Below are 20,076 nucleotides of genomic sequence, written 5' to 3'. Positions count from 1 at the left end.
CGCGTTATGACTGAAGTCGGCGACATCGGCGGCACCCGTGGCGTTGGCAGTGTGAGCGACGTTGACGGCCATGGCCAGCCCGCTCGCCTATTCGCCCATCCCGAAGCGCTGATAGCGGCCGTGGGTGAAACGCTCGGCGCGAGCGGATGGCTCGCGATCGATCAGGCGCGCATCGATCTGTTCGCCGAAGCGACGCTCGATCACCAGTGGATTCATGTCGATGCCGAACGCGCTCGCCATGGTCCGTTTGGCGGCTGTATCGCGCACGGCTTTCTCACGCTCTCGCTCGTTAATTTTTTCTTGCCGCAGATCGTGCGTGTCGACGGCGCGCGGCTCGGCGTCAATTACGGCTGCGACAAGATCCGCTTTCCCGCGCCGGTGCGAGCCGGCGCGCGCATTCGTGGCGTCGGCCAGTTGTTGCGCGCCGAAGCGATTGAAGGCGGCGTGCAGGCCTGGATTCGCGTGAGCGTGGAAATCGACGGCGAGACCAAACCCGGTTGCGTAGCGGACACCATCAGCCGCTACTACCTGTAGAAACCTGTAGAACCCGTAGAGGAAATCTCATGAACGAAGCGGTCATCGTCTCGGTTGCGCGCACACCGATCGGCAAGGCATTTCGCGGTGTGTTCAACGACACCGAAGCGCCCGCGCTCGGCGGCCACGTGGTGCGCGCCGCGGTCGAACGCGCGCAACTCGACCCTGCCGAGATCGACGACGTGTTGATGGGCTGCGCCGCCCAGCAGGGAAGCCAGGGCTACAACATCGGCCGGCTCTCGGCGGCCGCGGCCGGTTTGCCGGCTTCGGTGCCGGGCATGGCGATGGACCGGATGTGCTCGTCGGGCTTGATGACCATCGCGACCGCCGCACAGAACATCCTGTGCGGCGATGCGCGAATCGTGGTGGCCGGCGGCGTGGAGTCGATCACGCTCACGCAGAACAAGCACAAGAATGCGTACCGCGCGCGTTCCGAGGCGGTGCTCGCGCATCAGCCGGCTGCCTATATGGCGATGATCGAAACGGCGGAAATCGTCTCGCGCCGGTACGGCATTTCACGTGAGGCGCAAGACGAGTACGCGCTGACGAGTCAGCAGCGCACGGCGACGGCTCAGGCTGCGGGCCGCTTCGACGAAGAGATCGTGCCCCTCGACGCGCAGCGCGCGCTGTTCGACAAGGAAGGCAAGCCGGCCGGCAGCGAAGCCGTGCGGGCGAGCCGCGACGAATGCAATCGTGCCGATACCAGCGCGGCCAGTCTGGCGGCGCTCAAGCCGGTCTGGAGCGGCGGCGAGGCGGTCGCGCAGGGCGAATTCATTACCGCGGGCAATGCATCGCAACTGTCCGACGGCGCGGCGGCGGTGGTTGTGATGAGCGCGGCGGCGGCGAAGCAGCGCGGTTTGACGCCGCTCGGCATGTATCGCGGCATGGCTGTCGCCGGCTGCGAAGCCGACGAAATGGGTATCGGTCCGGCGCTCGCGGTGCCGAAACTACTGGCGCGCCATCGGCTGACGGTGAATGACATCGGGCTGTGGGAGATGAATGAGGCGTTCGCGTGCCAGGTGATCTACTGCCGCGATCAACTGCATATTCCGGCGGACCGTCTGAACGTGAATGGCGGTGCGATCTCGGTTGGCCATCCGTTCGGGATGTCCGGCACCCGTATGACGATGCACGGCTTGCTTGAAGCGCGGCGGCGCGGCGTGCGCTATCTCGTCGTAACGATGTGCGTCGGCGGCGGCATGGGCGCTGCGGCACTCTTCGAAATAGCGGCGTAGACCGCACTCGGAGCTTTGCATGGAACCAGAGTAAGTGCTCTGCGTGGGACCTGAGTAGCGCGACAAGGCGCGAACTCTGGACGACACGCTAAAGCGCGAACTCCGGTCGACAGGAGACAAAAAATGAAATCAACACTACCCGGTTTGCTGCTCTCTGCTGCCGTGCTGGGCGCGGCGCTGTTTGCGTTTTCGCCTCGCCCGCTGCCGGCTTTCGCGGCGACTGCCATTCAGGCCGACCGCCTGCAGATCAACGGACTTGCCCGAGCGGGCAGGCGTCTCGTCGCGGTGTGCGAGCGAGGCGTCATTCTGTTGAGCGACGACGCGGGCGCGTCCTGGCGGCAAGCCGCGGTGGCCTCCGACGAAGCGTCCGCGCTTACCCAGGTGTTTTTTATCACGCCGCGTATCGGCATCGCGGTAGGACATGACGGCTGGATCGTACGTACCGTCGATGGCGGCGCGCATTGGAGCGAGGTGCACTTCGATCGCAAGCATTCGGACCCGCTGCTGTCGGTGTGGGGCAATGCGAGCGGACTGGTGTTCGCCAGCGGCAGCTTCGGCCAGTTGTTCGTTTCGCACGATGCGGGCGCCACCTGGACCCAACAGAAAACGCCCGCCGACGATCGGCACCTGAATGCGATTGCCGGCGATGCAAGTGGCCGTTTGATCATCGCGGGCGAAACCGGCACGCTGCTCCTCTCGACCGACAACGGCGCGAGTTGGGAGAAGCGGCCCGTGCCCTATCAGGGTTCGCTATTCGGCGTGCTGAAGCTGGAGAACGGCGACTGGCTCGCATACGGCATGCGCGGCAACGTGCTGCGCAGTACCGATCAGGGCAGCACGTGGACGCATATCGACAGTCACGTCGGCACCTCGTATTTCGGCGCGGTGCAACTGTCCGACGGCGAACTGGTGCTGGTCGGCCAGGGCGGTGCGATCGTGATCTCGCGCGATAACGGACAGAGCTTCACGGTGCGCAAGGTGGGCGGCGTGCAGAGCCTCGCGGCCGTGGTCGACGCCGGGCATGGCGAGCTGGCGTTGGGCGGGGAGGCGGGCGTGGCGTTGCTGCCGGTTTCGCCGGCGGCCCAGCCACCGCTTGCGCCGCTGCACGCGTCGCTCGGCGCGTCACCGTCCTGAATCCTTCGGTTTCGTTCGCCGAATTCCATAGCGCGCCCGCCGGCCACCGACTCGCCACGCCCGCCGCGCTCCCCGTTGTTTTGCCGTGAGACGCACCATGAACGCATCGTCCCGTCCTTCTTCGTCCCGCCTTTCGCGTTTTGTCGAGCGCTGCGCCGACGCCATCATGCGGCACCGGCGCATTCTGCTGACGCTGTGTCTCGCGGTGACCGTCGCGCTGGGCTGGTCCGCGACGCGTCTGCGGCTCGATCCCGGCTTCAACAAGATGATCCCGATGCAGCACCCGTATATGCAGGTGTTCAACCGCTATGCGAGTGCTTTTCCGGGCGCCAACACGATTCTCGTGAGTCTGCGCTGGAAGGGTCGCGGCGACATCTACAACCCGGCGTTCATGGACGATCTGCGCCACGCGACCGATGACGTGTTCTTCATTCCCGGCGTGAACCGCTCGCGCGTGTTTTCGCTGTTCACGCCGAATGTGCGCTACACGGAGGTCACCGAAGCGGGTTTTCGCGGGGACGTGGTCGTGCCAGGCCAATTTAGCAGCAGCAATCCCGACGATCTCGCCAAAGTGCGCCGCAACGTGGCGCGTTCAGGGCAGATCGGCCGATTGGTCGGTAATGACCTGCATTCCGCGCTGATTCGCGCGGAGTTGCGCGAGACCGATCCGGTTACCGGCAAGCATCTGGATTACAGCGCGGTGGCGCGGCAACTCGAACAGATCCGTGCGCGCTATTCGAACCAGCATGTCGAGGTCGACATTATCGGCTTCGCGAAGCTCGTGGGAGATGTGGAGGCGGGAATCAGCGGCGTAATCGGCTTTTTCGCCCTCGCATTCCTGATTACGGCTGCGTTGCTGTTTGCCTACACGCGCTCGGCGAAGACCACGGTGCTTGCGCTGTTCGTCGCGTTGCTGCCGGTGGTGTGGCTGCTCGGCGCGTTGCCGGTGCTGGGCCTCGGTATCGATCCGATGTCGATCCTCGTGCCGTTTCTGATTTTCTCGATTGGCGTTTCGCACGCCGTGCAGATGACCAATGCGTGGAAGCAGGCGCTGGTTGCGGGCATGTCCTCGACCGATGCCGCCCGCGACGCTTTTCGCAAGTTGTTCGTGCCGGGCACCGTTGCACTGCTGACGAATGCGCTGGGCTTTATGGTGATCATGCGCATCCAGATCGAGATCGTGCGTGAGTTAGGTGTCACGGCGTGCCTCGGTGTACTGCTGATGATCGTCACCAACAAGGTTTTTCTGCCGATTCTTTTGTCGTACACACGATTGGAAGCCGGCACGCTGGCGCGTGCAAAAAACCGCGCGGCGCAGGGTGGCAGCCGCCTGTGGACGCGCTTCGCGATGTTCGCGCGTCCCGCGCCCGCTCTCGGCGTGTTCGTGATCGCGCTGTTATTGCTCGCGTTCGGCGCGAGGGAGTCGCGCAAGCTTCAGATTGGCGACATTGGCGCCGGCGCTCCCGAGCTACGCGCCACTTCGCGCTACAACCTCGATAACGCGCGCATCACGAGTCAGTACAACATTGGCGTCGATGCGCTCGCGGTGATCGTCGAGACCACCGGTTACGACGATGCCTGTCTGCATTACCCGGTGATGAGCGCAATCGAGCGCTTCGAGATGGAGATGCGCGGTGTGGCGGGCGTGCAGTCGGTGGTGAGCGTGCCTTCGCTTGCGAAGATTTCAATTGCCGCTTTCAATGAAGGCAATCCGCGCTGGGGTGCGCTGCCGCGTTCGAGCGATGGCCTTACCCAGGGTTCGAGCGCCTTCGATCCCGACAACGGTATGAACACCGAGAACTGTCAGGCGATTCAGGTGTTGATCTACACCACCGATCACGAAGGCAAGACGATCGCGCATATCGTCGATGAGATCAAACGTCTGGCGGCGCAGGATCACACGCCGAATATCGCTTTCAGGCTCGCGGGCGGCAATGTCGGCGTGATGGCGGCGACCAACGAAGCGGTTGGCGACGCCGAGGTGGCGATGTTGCTGTCGATTTTCGGTGCGATCGCGTTGCTGTGCTTCGTGACCTTCCGGTCGTGGCGTGCGGTGTTGTGCATCGTCGTGCCGCTGACCGTGGTGTCGATTTTGTGCAACGCGGTGATGGCGTGGCTCGGTATCGGGCTGAAGGTCGCCACCTTGCCGGTGATTACGCTGGGTGTGGGGGTGGGCGTCGACTACGGCATCTACCTGTACGAACGTTTGCAGCATGAAGTGCGCGGCGGAGCCTCGTTGCCCGAAGCGTTCGCGGCGGCGATGCGGCAACGCGGCACCGCGGCCTTGTTTACCGCGGTGACCATGTTCATCGGCGTGGGGACATGGGCGTTCTCCGCACTCAAGTTTCAGGTGGATATGGGGGTGCTGCTTGCCTTCATGTTTCTCGTCAACCTGTTCGGTGCGGTGTTTCTGTTGCCGGCGCTGGCGGCATGGCTTGGGGTGGAGCAGGCGGAGCGGCGCGCGGGTTCGCGGATCGGCGCAGCGGGCGTGGCCGTTACGAACGTACGAAACCCGACCGGGGCGGCTGATGCACCTGTGCGCGGTGCTGCACCGGCTCCTGGCGAGGTCGAGCCGGCTGCGCTCGAGCATGGCAATCCGGGGCGCTAACGACGTGCGGGTGCCGTGCAAACAACGCGCGGGCGAGGCGCTGAGGCGTAGCTGAAGTCCCTAGTCCATCGGGACGATGAAGGCGGAGTGCGTGGCGCTTATCGTCAGGCGTGAGCACGAAAATCTGCCCGCGCTCTGCAGAAGTATTGATGACGGCGGCTAATCAGAAGCGCCGTCTTTTCCATTGGAGGAGATAAGAGATGTCCGCACGGCCCTACAGAATTGAAGCGCAGCCGTTGGTGCAGCGATATGCACGCGGCTGGCATTGTCTTGGTCTTGCCAGCGAATACAAGGATGGCAAGCCGCATACGCTGAACATTTTTGGCCAACGTCTTGCTGCGTTCATGGATTCACAGGGGAAGGTGAACGTGGTCGATGGCTACTGCCCGCACATGGGTGGTGATCTGAGCACTGGCCGTGTGGACGGCGACACGCTGGTGTGTCCGTTTCACGGCTGGCAGTGGGACGGCGAAGGCAACTGCCAGTCGATTCCGTACTGCAAGCGGATTCCGCCGAAGGCCAGGATCGGCGCCTGGCAGACTTGCGAACAGAACCAGTTGCTGTTCATCTGGCATGACCCCGAGGGCAATCCGCCGGGCGAAGATGTTGCGATTCCCCGTATCGACGCATGTTTTTCCGACGAATGGTCCGATTGGGTTGTGGATCTGATGAAGATCGACACGAACTGCCGCGAGCTGGTCGACAACATCTCCGACATGGCTCACTTTGCTACTGTGCACGGCGCGCCGGTCGATTATTTCGCGAATCTGTTCGAAGGGCATAAGGCAACGCAATTGCTGGTTGGCCGCAGCGAGCGGCTGGGGGATGACGAACTGATCGCGCTGTCCACTTACTTTGGTCCGGCATATCACATCACGGAAATGACGGGTAAGAGTGGTGGTCATCCGATTCATTCGATTCTGCTGAACTGTCATGTGCCGGTCGATATGAACAGCTTCGAATTGCGGTATGGCGTGATGGTGAAGAAGGTGCCGGGTTTATCCGAAGAGCAGAACATGGAGATTGCGCGTGCTTATTCGAAGCAGGCGCAGGCTGCGTTTTATGAGGACGTCGCGATCTGGGATACGAAGACGCGGATTGACAATCCGCTGTTGTGTGAGGGTGATGGTCCGTTGTATCAGATGCGTGATTGGTACTCGCAGTTTTATGTCGACGCCGCGGAGGTGCGGCCTTCCAGTACGGCGAGAAAGGTCGTGGAGATTAAGGTTCGGGAGGGGGCGGGGAGGGGTGGGGCCTTGCGGCATGTGTTTGAAGAGTGAGATTTTTTGGGGGCGTTTTTTGCCTGCTCGGCGGGTTGCTTGTTGAGCTGGCGGTTTGGCTTTTTCCTGGTTTGTTAGTGGTCCGTTCTGTTGTTGGTCTTTTGGACTTTTTTGGCCTTTCCTTGATTTGTTAGTGGTCTATTAGCGTTGCCCCTGTGCGGGGCGGCACCTACTTCTCTTTGCCGCCGCAAAGAGAAGTAGGCAAGAGAAAGCGGCTCACACCGCTAATTCTTAAGTGGGTCCCCCGCGCAGCCACGGTAGTGGTGCATCTGGAATCTGTCGCCTCGCACACTCCGCCTCAGTGACAAGGCAGTCATACCTCCGGCGGCGCTGCGCGCGCCGACGCCCAGTTCTGAACACCACCCGCTGCGTTTTGCCGTGCGCCGTACGTGGCGCGATGGCACCTCCAGAATGCCGTGTTGCTTATGCATTGGTACCTTGCCACGGCGAAGCCGTGGCTCCGCTGTGCGAAGTAAACCCGCCGGTTTCCCTGGCAGACCCGTCCGCGACGCACGCAGTGCGGAGTGGGAGCTGATGAGTCCTTTGTCAAAGGTGCGGAGTGTGCGAGGCGACAAATTCCAGATGCACCACTACCGTGGCTGTGCGGGGGACCCGCTTATGAGCTGGCGGTTTGAGCCGCTTTCTTTTGCCTACTTTTCTTTGCGGCAGGCAAAGAAAAGTAGGTGCCGCCCCGCACAGGGGCAACGCTAATAGACCACTAACACAGCAAGGAAAGGCCAAAAGCCCAACAACAGAACACCCCCCAAAACCTTTACACCAAAACCTCCCTCTCGCGAGCAAGCGTCAACGCCGTATCTTCAATCATATCCTCCTGCCCACCGACCAGGCGCCTCCTCCCCATTTCAACAAGAATATCCCGTGCCGGAACCCGATACTTCGCTTCAGCCCGCTTGGCAAACAGCAAAAACGACGAATACACTCCCGCATACCCAAGCGTCAACGCATCGCGATCGATCCGGATCGGCGCATCCATAATCGGCACGACAAGATCCTCGGCAACATCCGAAATCCCAAACACATCGACACCCGTCTCGATCCCCATCCGCTCGCACACAGCAATAAAAACTTCCATCGGCGTATTGCCGGCACCAGCACCAAGCCCCGCAGCCGCCGCGTCGATACGATTGGCCCCGGCAGCAATAGCCGCAATCGAATTCGCAACACCCATCGCAAGATTGTGATGGCCATGAAACCCCAACTCGGTCTCAGGTTTCAACGCAGCACGAACCAAGCCAATGCGCGCAGTCACATCGTCAGGCAACATATAACCGGCCGAGTCGGTAATGTAGATACAGTTCGCACCGTACGACTCCATCAGCTTCGCCTGCTTGACGAGCTGCTCGGGTGGCGACATGTGCGCCATCATCAAAAAGCCCACCGTGTCCATCTCGAGCTTGCGGGCAAGACCTATGTGCTGCTCGGACACGTCCGCTTCCGTGCAATGCGTCGCCACACGAATCGTGTGCACGCCAAGCCCGTGCGCCATGCGCAAATGCTCAACCGTGCCGATGCCCGGTATCAAAAGCGCAGAAACCCGGGCCTGTTTTAGGTCTTCAATCACGGCGCTTAAATAGGCCTCGTCGGTATGCGCCGGAAATCCGTAGTTAACCGATGCGCCACCCAGGCCGTCGCCGTGCGTGACTTCAATGAGCGGTACGCCAGCGGTGTCGAGACCGCGCGCAATCGAGCGCATCTGGTCGAGTGAAATCTGGTGACGCTTGGGATGCATGCCGTCGCGCAACGTCATGTCGTGGACGGTAATGCGGGTTCCTGCTAATGACATGGGAGCTCCTTACGCAGTGGCAGGGGATGCGGCAAGCATCTGTTGGGCAAAGACTTCGGCAGTACGCGCGGCGGCCGCGGTCATGATGTCGAGATTGCCTGCATATTTCGGCAGATAGTCGCCGAGACCTTCGACCTCCATGAACACAGACACGCGGCGGCCGTCGAACACAGGACCGTTTTTCAACGTATAGCCGGGCACGTACTGGCGTACTTCATCAATCATCGCGTGGACGGAAGCCGTGATCGCCTCGACGTCCGGATCGGTCTCGGTCAGGCAATGGATCGTGTCGCGCATGATCAACGGCGGTTCGGCCGGATTGATCACGATGATCGCCTTGCCTACCGCCGCGCCGCCGATCTGTTCGATCGCGAGCGAAGTGGTGCGGGTGAACTCGTCGATGTTCTTGCGCGTGCCAGGGCCGACTGAACGCGACGACACAGTCGCGACGATCTCGCCATACGCCACGCGCTGTACGCGTGAAACGGCGTACACCATCGGAATCGTCGCCTGGCCGCCGCAGGTGACCATGTTGACATTCATGGCCTGCTGGTCGATCTGCGCGGCGAGGTTGACCGGCGGCACGCAGAATGGGCCGATCGCGGCAGGTGTCAGGTCGATCACGCGCACGCCGCGCGCGGTCAGCTTGTCGGAATGCTCGCGGTGGACATACGCGGAGGTGGCGTCGAAGGCGATACGAATATCGTCGGAGGCCAGATGGGGCAGCAGGCCGTCAATGCCGTCGGCCGTCGTTTTCAAACCCATCTCGCGGGCCCGTGCGAGGCCGTCGGAATCCGGGTCGACACCGACCATCCACACGGGTTCGAGTACCGCGCTGCGGCGCAGTTTGTACAGTAGATCGGTGCCGATATTGCCGGGCCCGATCAACGCGCATTTGATCTTGCTCATTCAATGCATCCTCAAGGAAAAGACGGTGAAGCGCTCAGACGAAGTGCTCGGATGAATGCTCAGATGAAGCGCACCGAACAACTGCCGATACCTTCGATCCGCATGTGCAACTGGTCGCCACGGGTGACAGGAATCAACGCCGCCAGCGAACCCGACAACACCACTTCTCCGGCGAGCAGTGGCACACCGAGGTCGCCCAGCGTGTTTGCAAGCCACGAGACTGCATCGGCGGGGTGACCTAGCGCGGCGGCGCCGAAGCCTTCCGCGGCACGCGCGCCGTTCTTATCGAGCACCATGTGGCAGGCCGCGAGATCGAGCGTATGTGGCGCGACGCGTTCTTCGCCAAGCACGTAGACACCGCATGACGCGTTGTCGGCCACCGTGTCGCCGATGCGAATCGCCCAGTCGCGGATGCGCGAATCGACGATTTCGAAGCACGCGCCGACCGTTTCGGTTGCCGTAAGTACGTCGTCTCGCGTGATGCCCGGACCGCGCAGATCGTCTTTCAGATAGAACGCTATCTCGCCTTCCGCGCGCGGCGCGATCAGCTTGTCGATCGGGATGTTTTCGCCTGCGACATAGTGCATGCCGGAAAGCAGCACGCCGAAATCCGGCTGGCGCACGTCGAGCATGTCCTGCACGGCCTGGCTCGTTACGCCGATCTTCTTGCCGACAATGGTTTCGCCGGCTTGAATGCGGCGGGCGACGAAGTGCTGCTGCACGCGGTAAGCGTCGGCAAGCGACAAACCCTCGGCGCGCGCCGAAAACGGTGCGATCGGCGCACGCTCGTGCCATGCGCGGTAAAGCTCGTCGCCGAGCGTGGTATGTAGTGTCGAAGTCATGGCGGGCGCGATTAGAAAGGAAAAAGCGCCGGGGCTGGACCTGAATCCGTCCCCGGCCGTGGTTTCGTTAGCGAGGCAACGAAATCAGTTGCCCGCGCCGCGAATCGCATCCGGCGAGAAGTACGCTTCGGTCAGTTGCGAGCCGCGTGTGAGCACCGGCATCGGTTCCTGATTCGACAGACGGTCCGCGTAATAAGCACCCGAGATCAGATCGTGATAGAACACGGCGGTCGAGTAGAACGATTTGGCGTCGTACGCGTAGAGCGTCGGGGCAAGGTTGGTGCGCCACAGCGTGCCGCGTGCGTCGTAGTTGTCGGCAGCGACCGCGTTCCAGGTGTCCTCGTCGAGATACAGCACCCGTTTCGCGTATTGATGGCGATAGCCGGACTTGAGCGTAGCCTGCAACACCCACACGCGATGCAGTTCGAAGCGCATGTATTGCGTGTTCTCATGGCCCTTGGTCAGCAGATCGGTGTATTTGATCGACGGGTCCATCAGCTTGTAGTTGTCGTACGGCACATACACTTCGCGCTTGCCGAGGATCTTCCAGTCGTAGCGCTCGCCCGAACCGTTGAAGAGGCGGTCGTCGTCGACGGTGCGAAAGCCACCCGGTCCTTCGGGCTGGTCGAAGCCGAACTCGGGCGCCTGGCGTACGCGCCGCGTACCGGGGTTATACGACCATGTGCGGCGGGTGTCGGAGCCTTCCTGGTCCCACATTTCGTAGCCGGTGATGATCGTGCCGCGATCGGAGAGCGGCAGCATGGTGGTCTGGCGGAAGAAGCTCTTCGCGTTCAACGGGCTCTTCGGATCGAAATGGTCCGCGCTGCGCGGTCCGTAAATCGCGTACTGCACCTTGCCCCACGCGATATTGCCGTCGGGGTAGACCACCGCCTGGTCGTAGGTCGCGGTTTCGCCTTCGACCGCGGACGCGAAGCGCAGATTCCACATCGCCTCGACGCCGTTTTTCGGCACCGGGAACGGCGTGACCGGCGGGAAGTCCTTCAGGCCGTTCTGGTCTTTCGTCATCGTGGTATTGGGCGAGTACAGGCGAATGTCCTTGTACACGGCGTCGCCATAGCTGAAATCGCGGTGGCTCGGGTAGACCGGGATCTTGAAGCTGTCGGGATACTTCTTGAGCAGCGCTTTTTCGCCATCGGTGAGACGCGCTTCGTACTGCTGCATGTTTTGCGCGGTGATCACGAAGAGCGGCTTCTCGTTCGCATACGGATCGGGGAAACGCTGGCCCGGCTTGTAGTCGACGCCCGGTGGCGTGCCGAACCATTTGCCGCTCCACGCGGGGATCGTGCCGTCGGTGTTGCCTGCGCGCTCCGCGCCCATCGGCGTGAGCGGGCCTTCGAGTTTGGCGAGATCTTCCGGGCTGGTTTTGGCAAACGACGGGGCACCCAGTGTGACGGCGAGCGCGGCGCCTGCCGCGAACACGCAGACACGCAATGCGGGATTGAAAATTCGACTCATGACCAAATCCTCTTGCAGTAAAAAGACGGCTGATTCAAAGGGTGATACCTGCCGCTAAGCGCCCAAAGCGTGCGATACGCGCAATGCTCGCAATACGCGGGGCGCTTTGCAGCATCAGAACGAGTAAGTGGCGGTGGCAAGCACGTAGTCGCGGTCGGCAAGCGGGCGATTGTTCGGGTCCGGCGTGCCGAGGAATTTCGCGTACACGATCCCGAGTTTCAGGTTGCTCAGACGCGTGAAGTTCACCCCCACTGTCACGCGGTGGTCGCCCACGCCGGTCAGCGAACCGAGCGCGCCGCTTAGCGCGGATTGGCCGGTGTAATCGTCGGCATAGGTGATCGGTACGTCGACGTCCCAGCCGCTAAAGACGTTCTTGTAGCTGAGCGTCCATGCCACCTCGAAGGCGGCGGAGTTGCGCGTGCTGGTGAGCGTCGTCGAGCCCATGACCGGCGTGATGTTGCCGGCGTGCACATACGAGATTTCGCCCACCAGCGTTTGCGACGCGGCAAGGAAGGTCGGTCCGATCGAATAGATCGCCGAGAGATTCGACTGCCAGACGTCGCCGCGCGTCGCCTGAGGCCCGGTGGGGGTATTCACGAGCACCGCGGCGCCTTGCCGGTACGACGTTTCACCCGCGACGTTCACGCCGTTCAGATCGGTCGAGAAGCTGAGGCCGGTGAGCTTGATGTGGTCGAAGTACTTTTGCTGGTACTGCAGTGTCGGGAAGTACGTCGTCACGACACTCGGGTTCATGTCGTTGTAGTGCAGGTAGTACGCGCCGAGCTCGGTGTCGCCGAAAACGCGCCAGCGCGCGCCCACGCCCCACTGGTCGTCGCCGTTCGGGCGGATGTCGTTGCCGCGCGGAATCTGCATGCCGCCTGGCCCGATGATGTATTGCGCGCCGGGGCCGACGACGTCCGAGTAGCTCCAGTAGCCGCCGGGCGGCACCAGCCGGTTAGGCTCGAACGCGAACTGGTAGTAGCCGAGCAGGCTGAAGTTCGGCGCGAGTTGCCATTGCGTCGAGATCTGCGGCACCGGCAGCAGGATATCTTTGACCTCCGCACCGGCCACATACGACGCGGTGGCATTGGAAGGCCCCTGGGCGCCCGCGATGTTCGGGAAGAACACGCTCTCGCCCCATGCGACAACCTGTTCGCCGACCTTGACGTTCAGGCTCGTGCTGCCCAGGTGGATGGTGTCGTACGCGTACGCCGCGAGCAACTGCGGATATCCGCCGGCAAAGTAGCTTGCGTCGCTGGTGAACTGGTTGTATGCGCCGCTGTGGTTGACGGTGTAGGGCGCGTTGTTGCTGTTCGGGTGCTGGTAAGCCTGATCGTAGAACACGTTGGCCCGCACGAAGACCCCCCAGTCGTCGTGCTTGAGGTTCACCTCGCCCAGCAGGCTCACCTGGTTCTCGATCAGCTTGTTCTTCGCGAAGTTGCGGTCGCCGTCGTCGCCGTTGATGTTCGCCGGCGTGAGCAGATTGCCACTCGGCGAGCGGGTGCGCATTCCGAGGCCGTAGCCGAGCGTGAAGGTGTAGTCGAGCGTGGTGTCCGCGCCGAGATTGACGGTGTCGCCCGCGTAGGCGGGCGTGGCGAAGGTCGTCATCGTTGCCGCCGACGCCGCTGCTAGCACGGCGAGTCTGCATGCCGCGCACACTGCGCGCATTGCCGGTGCGCGCGCTTGTGTTCCGTTGATCTGCATCCTGTCTCCTCTGTAGTCACGTCTGAAATTTGTTGTGATCAGAGGTTAGGGGGCACGTGCGGCGCGAGAATCGTCAAAACGGACTAGTCGCTTGCCCCAGGGATGCGAGGTGGGCGCGCGTGAATGCGTCTATGAGTGGGTGGCGAACGCCTTGTGCAGATCGGTGGCGGCGAGAAAGGCGGGCACTTCGCCGCCGCCTTCGAGAATCAGGTTGCTGCCCGACGCATAGGCGGCGTGCGGCGAGGCGAGGAACAGGCACGCGGATGCAACATCGCCGGGTTTCGCGAGACGGCCGGCGGGAATCGTCGCGGCGATGCTGGCGAGAGCGGACGCGGCATCCGCCGCGGAGGAACCCGTGTGGCCGCTCGTGGCGGCTTCTGTTTCGACGAGACTCGGGCTGACCGCGCACACGCGAACCTTGGGCGCCCACTCCACTGCGAGCGAGCGCACTGCATTCAGCAAACCCGCTTTCGCCGCACCATAGGCCGCTGTCCCGGGAGAGGGCCGCAAACCGCTCACGCTGCCGATGAACAGCAGGACGCCGCCTTCCGCTTGTTGCTGCATCAGCGCATTCGCTCGTTGCGCGAGATGCAGCGGCGCCAGCAGGTTCAGGCGGATGACGGCTTCGGTAAAGCGCGGCGAGGCCTGCGCGGCGAGCGCGAACGGCGCGCCGCCCGCGTTGTTCACGAGCACGTCGAGCCGGCCCGTTTCGCGTTCGATCCGCGCGAGCATCGCGTCGATGGCATCGATCTCGCGTACGTCTGCGGCGATGAAGCGTGGGGTGTTCTCAGACATGCCCGCCGCGGTGCTTGCGGGTGGTGTGCGTCCGCATATGTAAACGGTTGCCCCTGCCGCTTGAAAAGCCTGCGCGATGGCCGCGCCTATTCCCTTGGTGCCACCCGTCACCAGCACCACCTTGCCGCTGAAATCGAACCCTGTCATTGCCGCTGTCTCCGTCTGTCCATGTGGGCCCGATGGTAGGAGAAATGCGGCGCTGCCTCGTAGTCTGAAAAGACGATGCCTCGCTGTGGATTCAAAGGGATGATGCTTTCGCTGGCGACCCTCATACAATCTGCCGCGCCCAACGAGCGCGGCGCGAGCTAGGAGACAAGCGCGCATGAACGCAACGCCTACCGAGTCCCAACACGCCGGAGCGCCTAGTAAGTCCGGCAGCGCATCGCAATCCTTGCAGGCGCCCAAAGGGATATTCACGGAAGTCCCCGGCGGCCTGACACTGCATCACTTCGAAGCCGGCAGCGGCGCACCCGTTGTGTTCATCCACGGCAGTGGCCCTGGCGCGAGCGGCTTCAGCAACTTCAAGTACAACTACCCGCAGTTCGCCGCGGCAGGGTTCCGGGCGATCGTGGTCGATCTGCCGGGCTACGGCGCGTCGTCGAAGCCCGCGGATGTGAACTACACGCTCGATTTCTTCGTCGACGCGTTGCGCGCGCAACTCACGGCGAACGGCATCGGCCGGGCCACCTTGCTCGGCAATTCGCTCGGCGGCGCAATCGCGCTGCAATACGCGCTCGATTATCCCGACGACGTCGACAGTCTGATCATGATGGCGCCGGGCGGTGTCGAAGAGCGCGAAACCTACTTCAGGATGGAAGGCATCCAGAAGATGGTGTCGCTCTTCACCAACCGCCAGATGAACCGCCTGACGATGCGGCAACTACTCGAACTGCTGGTGTTCGACCGCAGCCTCGTCACTGACGCACTGGTCGAAGAACGGCTGAGCGTGTGCGAACAGCAGCCGCCGGAAGTGCTGTCGACCATGCGTGTGCCGAACCTCACCGAACGGCTCGACGAACTCAAATGCCCGGTGCTGGGTTTCTGGGGCACGGACGACCGCTTCAATCCGGCCAGCGGCGCAATGCGTTTTCTCGAACACTGCGCCGACGCGCGCTTTGTTCTGATGAATCGCTGCGGGCACTGGGTGATGGTCGAGCATCGGCGATATTTCAATCGCGAATGCCTGGAATTTCTCGCGGAACGGCGCGCCGTTTGAGGCATCCTTCGGATGCGGCGCGCCAGGGTGAACGGCTCGACGGGGGTGCCCGGCACGAGCCGCTCAAGTCCGCACGCCGCCGCAACCCCAACTACAACATGACAACATGACGGAGACGGTATGACATTCCCTCATCAACTATTCGACATGAGCGGCAAGGTGACCGCCATTACCGGCGGCGCGCGCGGCATCGGTGCGCAGACTGCCCGCACCCTGGCGGCGGCAGGTTCGGCGATCGCGGTGCTCGACGTGCTGACGGAGCCGGGCGAGAAACTGGTCGCCGAAATCAACGAGTCGGGCGGCCGCGCGGCGTTCTGGAAGATGGACGTCACGCAGGAAGAGAACGTGCAGCGCGTGTTCGGCGAAATCGCCACGCGCTTTGGACGGCTCGACGCGCTGGTGAACAACGCCGGGATCGAAGGGGCGAATCTGCCCACGCACGAAATGACGCTGCAGCAATGGCAGAAAGTCATCGACGTCAATGTGACGGGCGTGTTCCTCTGCACCAAGTACGCGATTCCGCACATGCTGACGGCGGGCGGCGGCTCGATCGTGAATCTGTCGTCGATGTATGGGCTGGTCGGCGGCCCGGATGTGCCGGCATACCACGCCTCGAAGGGCGCGGTGCGGCTGATGGCGAAGACCGAGGCGATGCTGTACGCCGCGCAGAACATCCGCGCGAATTCCGTGCATCCTGGCTTTATCCGCACACCGCTGCTGGAAGAGGCGTTCGAAAAGCTCGGTGACCCGGAGCAGATTTTCGCGCATATGAAAACGCTCGTACCGCTCGCGAAGATCGGCGATCCGCAGGATATCGCGGCGGGCATTCTGTATCTGGTGTCGCCGGCCGGCCGCTATGTGACCGGCACGGAGCTGGTGATCGACGGCGGCTACACCGCGCGCTAGGAGGACAGATGAACGCCAGCGAAAACATGAAAGCGCGCCTCGTCGACTATATCGAGGCATTCAATGCGGCCGATGCCGCTCGCGTCGTCGCGCTGTTCGCCGACAATGCGAGCGTCGAAGATCCGGTCGGCACGCCCTTGAAAGAAGGTCGCAGCGAGATCGAAACGTTCTATACCTACGCGACCTCGGTGGGCGCCCGGCTCGAACTGATGGCGCCGCCGCGCGGCTCGCACGGCAACAGCGCGTCGATCAGCTTTCGCGTGCATATCACGGGGCAGGACGGTCGGCCCGCATACATCGACGTGACCGACGTGATGGACTTCGACGCCGCCGGCAAGATTGTGCGCATGCGCGCCTACTGGGGCGCGGACGACTATCACGTGCTCGCGGCCGCGAGCTGAACCGGAGCGGCGGCACAGTGGCGCTCTACGAGTTCAACGGCAAGCGGCCGCGCGTCGATCCGTCAGCGTACGTGCATCCGAGCGCCGTGCTGATCGGCGACGTGACGGTGGGCGCCCGCTGTTACATCGGGCCGCATGCGAGCCTGCGCGGGGATTTCGGTGCGGTGGTGGTGGAGCGTGGCAGCAACGTGCAGGATAGTTGCGTGCTGCACACCGGTGTGGCGAGCACTTGCCGGCTCGGCGTCGACAGTCATGTCGGGCACAGCGCGATCGTTCACGGCGCGACGCTTGAACCGAACACGATGGTCGGCATGCATGCCGTTGTGATGGACGGCGCCGTGCTTGGCGCAACGAGCATCGTGGCCGCTTGTGCGTTCGTCAAGAAGGATTGGCGGGTGCCGGCGGGCGTGCTGGTGGCCGGGGTGCCGGGGCGAGTGGTGCGTACCCTGAGCGATGACGAGATCGTGGCGAAATCGTCCGGCACCCGGATTTACCAGCAGCTCGCGGCAGATTGCCTGCGCACGATGCGCAGCGTTTGAGTCGAGTGCCGCTCATCGCGAGCGGCAACGGGTGCTAAGTAAATCGCGGCGGCAACGAGTGTTGCGCAAAAGTTCAAACACTGCGTCCGGCGCGCTTATCGCGCCGGACGCAGTGTTTTTTCAAGCTCTTCTACGTCACATACCCCTGCGCCACGTTGATCAACTGCACGCGATTGCGCACGTTGAACAACTGCCGCAAACGCCGCAGGTGATAGTCGACGTTATGCGGAGACAGCCCAAGGAAATACGCAATCTCCTTGTCGCGCTGTCCCTGCACGACCGCCTTCAACACCGCGTGCTGCAACTCGCTCAGCGTGACACGCTGTTGCTGCTGCGCGGGCGCGATCCCGATCACGCTCTTCGCGTGCGTCCAGATGAATTCGTGGATCGTGTGCGCGAACATCAGCGTTTCGGCCACGATCGACTCCGTCATCCAGCGCGGGTTGCCGATCTCCGAGTTGAAGCACAGGCTGGCGCTCAGCTCCGGCTCGGGCAGCGGCATCTGCGTAAGAATGCCGCTTTTACGGCCGGTGGCCTCCAGCATGTCGATCAGCCCGCCGAGCCTTTCGCTGCGCATCTGCGCACGCGGCAGGTCGGCGCGCATATCGGCCGTGTTCCAGAGGAACGGCATGCCGGTCGGCGACGCCAGCGCGACGCGCGGATCGAGTTCGAAATAACGCTCGCGGAAATAGCGCGTGAGCCAGGCCTGCGACTCGTAGCTGGTCAGCACGAACATCGTCTTGTGATGCGCGGTGGTGCGCGTGGCTGAATAGCTGAACGAGTCGAAGCCCAGTTGCTTGATGCGCCGCCGCACGAACTCCATGCGGTCCTGCGCGCTGCCGAATCGCACCAGCGGACTGATGATCGGCGCGGACCGCCGCGCGGCGGGCGAGGGCGTGCCGATCTCCTCCTCGGTGAAGAGCGTGAGGAAACCTGCGGGCGCGACGCTTGTTGCGGTGCGGGCAGATGCCCTGGATGCTTCAGCCGCGTGGGCTGAATTCCCGGGTTGCCGCGTGCCGGCCGGGTAAGCCGGTTGTGCGGCAACCGCTGAGGTGTAAGCCGCCGACACGTGGCTGGCTTCGCCTTGCGGCGAGCCGGTTAGCCAATGCGGCAGCGTATCGCATTCGTGTTCCATGAAACGGTAGCTCCAGCGTTCAAAACGCATGAAAGACGACAACCTGGATGATTAACTATTTCCAAATATTACGGTAGCCGGTTCCTTGCTATCATTTTTGAGATCTTGCGCTGACCTCTAACCGGCGATGCGGGTGTGACAGGGTTTGCTCATGTACATACGGGACCTCCCAGGAAGAGACGTGATGGCAAAAATTCCAAGGCTGACAACGACGCTTGCCTACGACCGCTATATGGCGGGAAAAAAACTGGTGTCGAGCGTGGATCGCCCGTGGCGGCACCTGGTGCTGCGCTCGTACCTCGAACCGGCCGAGCAGGAACTGCTGGAAGCACCTGGCCTGCAGGACGTCACGTTGATGACGCTCGGCAGCGGCGCCGAACACCTCGAGCGCAACGTGAATGGGCACTGGGAGAGCGCCGAGTTGCGCATGGGCGACGTCTGGTACGTGCCGCCCGTGCCGGTCTCGTGGCGCTGGCGTTCGACCAGCGATGAGCCGCTGTCGACTGTCCATTTGCACCTGGAGCGCAGCCTGATCGACAGCGTCGCCGACCAGATGGAAATGGGCGGCTCACGCGAGCTGTCGCTGGGCGACGCGATGCAGTTTCACGATCCACTGATCGCCGCGATGCTCGGCGCGCTGCATCGCGCCGCGGGCGACCCCGCCGACTCGCGGCTGTATGTCGACGCGCTGGCCCACGCGCTCGCCGCTCATTTACTGCAACACTATTCGCGCGGCCCTCAGGTGGGCTGCCTGCCATCGCATCCCGAGCGCCTGGTGCCGCGCCGTATCCGGCGTGTAACCGATTACATCCGTGCCAATCTTGCCGCCGATCTGGCCATTGGCGAACTGGCCGCACAGGCCGGTTTAAGTAACTTTCATTTTGCTCGGGTGTTTCGCCGCGAGACCGGTGAAACGCCTCATCAGTTCGTTACGCGTTTGCGGCTCGAGGAGGCCGCGAGATTGCTGCGTGCCACCGATCAGCCGGTGCTGCAAATCGCGCTTGCGGTTGGTTACGAGAACGCCAGTCATTTCTCCGTGCAGTTCAAACGTGGCTACGGCGTGACGCCGCTTGCCTACCGGCTGCGCGGCTGAGTGTCGGGTTGTGCGGCTGAATCGTATGAGCGGCTCGCCAGCATGCGATGCCCGAGCGGTGCGCCGGCGCTTCAAGGCGCGCGGGGGTTCGCCGGTTGCGACACGCTGTTCTGCCGGGCGGCGCCGCAAGGTTCGCGCGTGGCCTGGCATGTCAAGATAGTCGCAGGGGTATCGAGGGCAAGGTTCTCGTGGCGGCGTGCGAAACTTCCACGGTGACGCCGGTTCCTTCGCCAGCTTTGCCGTCCGTTGAATTGCCGGAACGGACGTCATGCACTTTTCGCAGTTTGCTGCGCATTGCATCGCTTGCAAACTACGAAGTTTCGTGGCGTGCGCGCCGGTAAAGCTGGCATGCAGGGGCCCGATCGGTGTTCAGGCCGGTTTACCGCCGACCTTTTCGCCATCGTGCAGCATGAAACAACAAGCCGGGAGCAGCCATGGCCTTGGACGGATCGCGGAGCATTGCGG

The 20,076-nt window shown here is 62.8% G+C and carries 17 protein-coding genes; 10 read left to right on the top strand and 7 right to left on the bottom strand.

Annotated features, from left to right (window positions below; genetic code table 11):
• The first annotated feature begins 6 nt into the window (after positions 1–6).
• The 5 genes from HWX91_RS11430 (at position 7) to HWX91_RS11410 (ending at position 6,791) form a co-directional block, all read left to right on the top strand.
• Positions 7–534 (top strand): MaoC family dehydratase, encoded by a 528-nt coding sequence (locus HWX91_RS11430; RefSeq protein WP_081832882.1) that lies wholly within the window; start codon positions 7–9, stop codon positions 532–534.
• A 29-nt stretch (positions 535–563) separates the two neighbouring features.
• Positions 564–1,769, top strand: a complete 1,206-nt coding sequence (locus tag HWX91_RS11425) for an acetyl-CoA C-acyltransferase (protein ID WP_028193864.1) — start codon at positions 564–566, stop codon at positions 1,767–1,769.
• Between the two features lie 123 nt (positions 1,770–1,892).
• Positions 1,893–2,903, top strand: coding sequence for a beta propeller repeat protein (locus HWX91_RS11420; RefSeq protein WP_028193863.1), 1,011 nt, complete (start codon positions 1,893–1,895; stop codon positions 2,901–2,903).
• Between the two features lie 97 nt (positions 2,904–3,000).
• Positions 3,001–5,511: an efflux RND transporter permease subunit gene (locus tag HWX91_RS11415; RefSeq protein WP_028193862.1), complete on the top strand. Its 2,511-nt coding sequence runs from the start codon at positions 3,001–3,003 to the stop codon at positions 5,509–5,511.
• Positions 5,512–5,711: 200 nt separating this feature from the next.
• Positions 5,712–6,791: a 3-ketosteroid-9-alpha-monooxygenase, oxygenase component gene (locus HWX91_RS11410; protein ID WP_028193861.1), complete on the top strand. Its 1,080-nt coding sequence runs from the start codon at positions 5,712–5,714 to the stop codon at positions 6,789–6,791.
• A 772-nt stretch (positions 6,792–7,563) separates the two neighbouring features.
• Here the strand turns inward: HWX91_RS11410 and dmpG are convergent.
• The 6 genes from dmpG to HWX91_RS11380 all read right to left on the bottom strand — a co-directional run bounded on the left by dmpG (position 7,564) and on the right by HWX91_RS11380 (position 14,468).
• Complete coding sequence (dmpG, locus tag HWX91_RS11405) at positions 7,564–8,595, bottom strand: 4-hydroxy-2-oxovalerate aldolase (protein ID WP_028193860.1); 1,032 nt, start codon at positions 8,593–8,595, stop codon at positions 7,564–7,566.
• Between the two features lie 9 nt (positions 8,596–8,604).
• Positions 8,605–9,504, bottom strand: a complete 900-nt coding sequence (locus HWX91_RS11400; RefSeq protein ID WP_028193859.1) for an acetaldehyde dehydrogenase (acetylating) — start codon at positions 9,502–9,504, stop codon at positions 8,605–8,607.
• 59 nt (positions 9,505–9,563) lie between these two features.
• Positions 9,564–10,346: a 2-oxopent-4-enoate hydratase gene (gene dmpE, locus HWX91_RS11395; RefSeq protein ID WP_028193858.1), complete on the bottom strand. Its 783-nt coding sequence runs from the start codon at positions 10,344–10,346 to the stop codon at positions 9,564–9,566.
• Between the two features lie 84 nt (positions 10,347–10,430).
• Positions 10,431–11,822, bottom strand: a complete 1,392-nt coding sequence (locus HWX91_RS11390) for a DUF1329 domain-containing protein (protein WP_028193857.1) — start codon at positions 11,820–11,822, stop codon at positions 10,431–10,433.
• Positions 11,823–11,936: 114 nt separating this feature from the next.
• Positions 11,937–13,526 carry a DUF1302 domain-containing protein gene (locus HWX91_RS11385; protein ID WP_081832881.1) on the bottom strand — a complete coding sequence of 530 codons (1,590 nt, stop codon included), beginning with the start codon at positions 13,524–13,526 and terminating at the stop codon, positions 11,937–11,939.
• 129 nt (positions 13,527–13,655) lie between these two features.
• The gene (locus HWX91_RS11380; RefSeq protein WP_028193855.1) at positions 13,656–14,468 is read right to left on the bottom strand and encodes an SDR family oxidoreductase; all 813 of its coding nucleotides are present in this window, start codon (positions 14,466–14,468) and stop codon (positions 13,656–13,658) included.
• A 175-nt stretch (positions 14,469–14,643) separates the two neighbouring features.
• On the opposite strand from HWX91_RS11380, the gene HWX91_RS11375 reads away from it, so the two are divergent.
• The 4 genes from HWX91_RS11375 to HWX91_RS11360 all read left to right on the top strand — a co-directional run bounded on the left by HWX91_RS11375 (position 14,644) and on the right by HWX91_RS11360 (position 17,383).
• Positions 14,644–15,537 (top strand): alpha/beta fold hydrolase, encoded by an 894-nt coding sequence (locus HWX91_RS11375; protein WP_081832880.1) that lies wholly within the window; start codon positions 14,644–14,646, stop codon positions 15,535–15,537.
• Between the two features lie 120 nt (positions 15,538–15,657).
• The gene (locus HWX91_RS11370) at positions 15,658–16,443 is read left to right on the top strand and encodes an SDR family NAD(P)-dependent oxidoreductase (protein WP_025647803.1); all 786 of its coding nucleotides are present in this window, start codon (positions 15,658–15,660) and stop codon (positions 16,441–16,443) included.
• 8 nt (positions 16,444–16,451) lie between these two features.
• Positions 16,452–16,844 (top strand): nuclear transport factor 2 family protein, encoded by a 393-nt coding sequence (locus tag HWX91_RS11365; RefSeq protein ID WP_028193853.1) that lies wholly within the window; start codon positions 16,452–16,454, stop codon positions 16,842–16,844.
• A 17-nt stretch (positions 16,845–16,861) separates the two neighbouring features.
• On the top strand, positions 16,862–17,383 hold the full coding sequence (locus tag HWX91_RS11360; protein ID WP_028193852.1) for an acyltransferase: 522 nt from the start codon (positions 16,862–16,864) through the stop codon (positions 17,381–17,383).
• A 130-nt stretch (positions 17,384–17,513) separates the two neighbouring features.
• On the opposite strand, the gene HWX91_RS11355 is transcribed toward HWX91_RS11360, so the two are convergent.
• Positions 17,514–18,518: a helix-turn-helix transcriptional regulator gene (locus tag HWX91_RS11355; protein ID WP_025647807.1), complete on the bottom strand. Its 1,005-nt coding sequence runs from the start codon at positions 18,516–18,518 to the stop codon at positions 17,514–17,516.
• Positions 18,519–18,702: 184 nt separating this feature from the next.
• On the opposite strand from HWX91_RS11355, the gene HWX91_RS11350 reads away from it, so the two are divergent.
• Positions 18,703–19,611, top strand: a complete 909-nt coding sequence (locus HWX91_RS11350; RefSeq protein WP_028193851.1) for an AraC family transcriptional regulator — start codon at positions 18,703–18,705, stop codon at positions 19,609–19,611.
• The last annotated feature ends 465 nt before the right edge of the window (positions 19,612–20,076 follow it).

This window comes from Paraburkholderia fungorum, assembly GCF_902833645.1.
In the GTDB taxonomy this organism is placed as follows: domain Bacteria; phylum Pseudomonadota; class Gammaproteobacteria; order Burkholderiales; family Burkholderiaceae; genus Paraburkholderia; species Paraburkholderia fungorum.
This window is presented reverse-complemented; position numbering and strand designations above follow the sequence as displayed.

What these genes read in the sequence shown, in the direction of transcription:
- HWX91_RS11430 (WP_081832882.1), top strand. Translation starts at nt 7, where the DNA reads ATGACTGAAGTCGGCGACATCGGCGGCACCCGTGGCGTTGGCAGTGTG.
- HWX91_RS11425 (WP_028193864.1), top strand. Translation starts at nt 564, where the DNA reads ATGAACGAAGCGGTCATCGTCTCGGTTGCGCGCACACCGATCGGCAAG.
- HWX91_RS11420 (WP_028193863.1), top strand. Translation starts at nt 1,893, where the DNA reads ATGAAATCAACACTACCCGGTTTGCTGCTCTCTGCTGCCGTGCTGGGC.
- HWX91_RS11415 (WP_028193862.1), top strand. Translation starts at nt 3,001, where the DNA reads ATGAACGCATCGTCCCGTCCTTCTTCGTCCCGCCTTTCGCGTTTTGTC.
- HWX91_RS11410 (WP_028193861.1), top strand. Translation starts at nt 5,712, where the DNA reads ATGTCCGCACGGCCCTACAGAATTGAAGCGCAGCCGTTGGTGCAGCGA.
- dmpG (WP_028193860.1), bottom strand. Translation starts at nt 8,595, where the DNA reads ATGTCATTAGCAGGAACCCGCATTACCGTCCACGACATGACGTTGCGC.
- HWX91_RS11400 (WP_028193859.1), bottom strand. Translation starts at nt 9,504, where the DNA reads ATGAGCAAGATCAAATGCGCGTTGATCGGGCCCGGCAATATCGGCACC.
- dmpE (WP_028193858.1), bottom strand. Translation starts at nt 10,346, where the DNA reads ATGACTTCGACACTACATACCACGCTCGGCGACGAGCTTTACCGCGCA.
- HWX91_RS11390 (WP_028193857.1), bottom strand. Translation starts at nt 11,822, where the DNA reads ATGAGTCGAATTTTCAATCCCGCATTGCGTGTCTGCGTGTTCGCGGCA.
- HWX91_RS11385 (WP_081832881.1), bottom strand. Translation starts at nt 13,526, where the DNA reads ATGCAGATCAACGGAACACAAGCGCGCGCACCGGCAATGCGCGCAGTG.
- HWX91_RS11380 (WP_028193855.1), bottom strand. Translation starts at nt 14,468, where the DNA reads ATGACAGGGTTCGATTTCAGCGGCAAGGTGGTGCTGGTGACGGGTGGC.
- HWX91_RS11375 (WP_081832880.1), top strand. Translation starts at nt 14,644, where the DNA reads ATGAACGCAACGCCTACCGAGTCCCAACACGCCGGAGCGCCTAGTAAG.
- HWX91_RS11370 (WP_025647803.1), top strand. Translation starts at nt 15,658, where the DNA reads ATGACATTCCCTCATCAACTATTCGACATGAGCGGCAAGGTGACCGCC.
- HWX91_RS11365 (WP_028193853.1), top strand. Translation starts at nt 16,452, where the DNA reads ATGAACGCCAGCGAAAACATGAAAGCGCGCCTCGTCGACTATATCGAG.
- HWX91_RS11355 (WP_025647807.1), bottom strand. Translation starts at nt 18,518, where the DNA reads ATGGAACACGAATGCGATACGCTGCCGCATTGGCTAACCGGCTCGCCG.
- HWX91_RS11350 (WP_028193851.1), top strand. Translation starts at nt 18,703, where the DNA reads ATGGCAAAAATTCCAAGGCTGACAACGACGCTTGCCTACGACCGCTAT.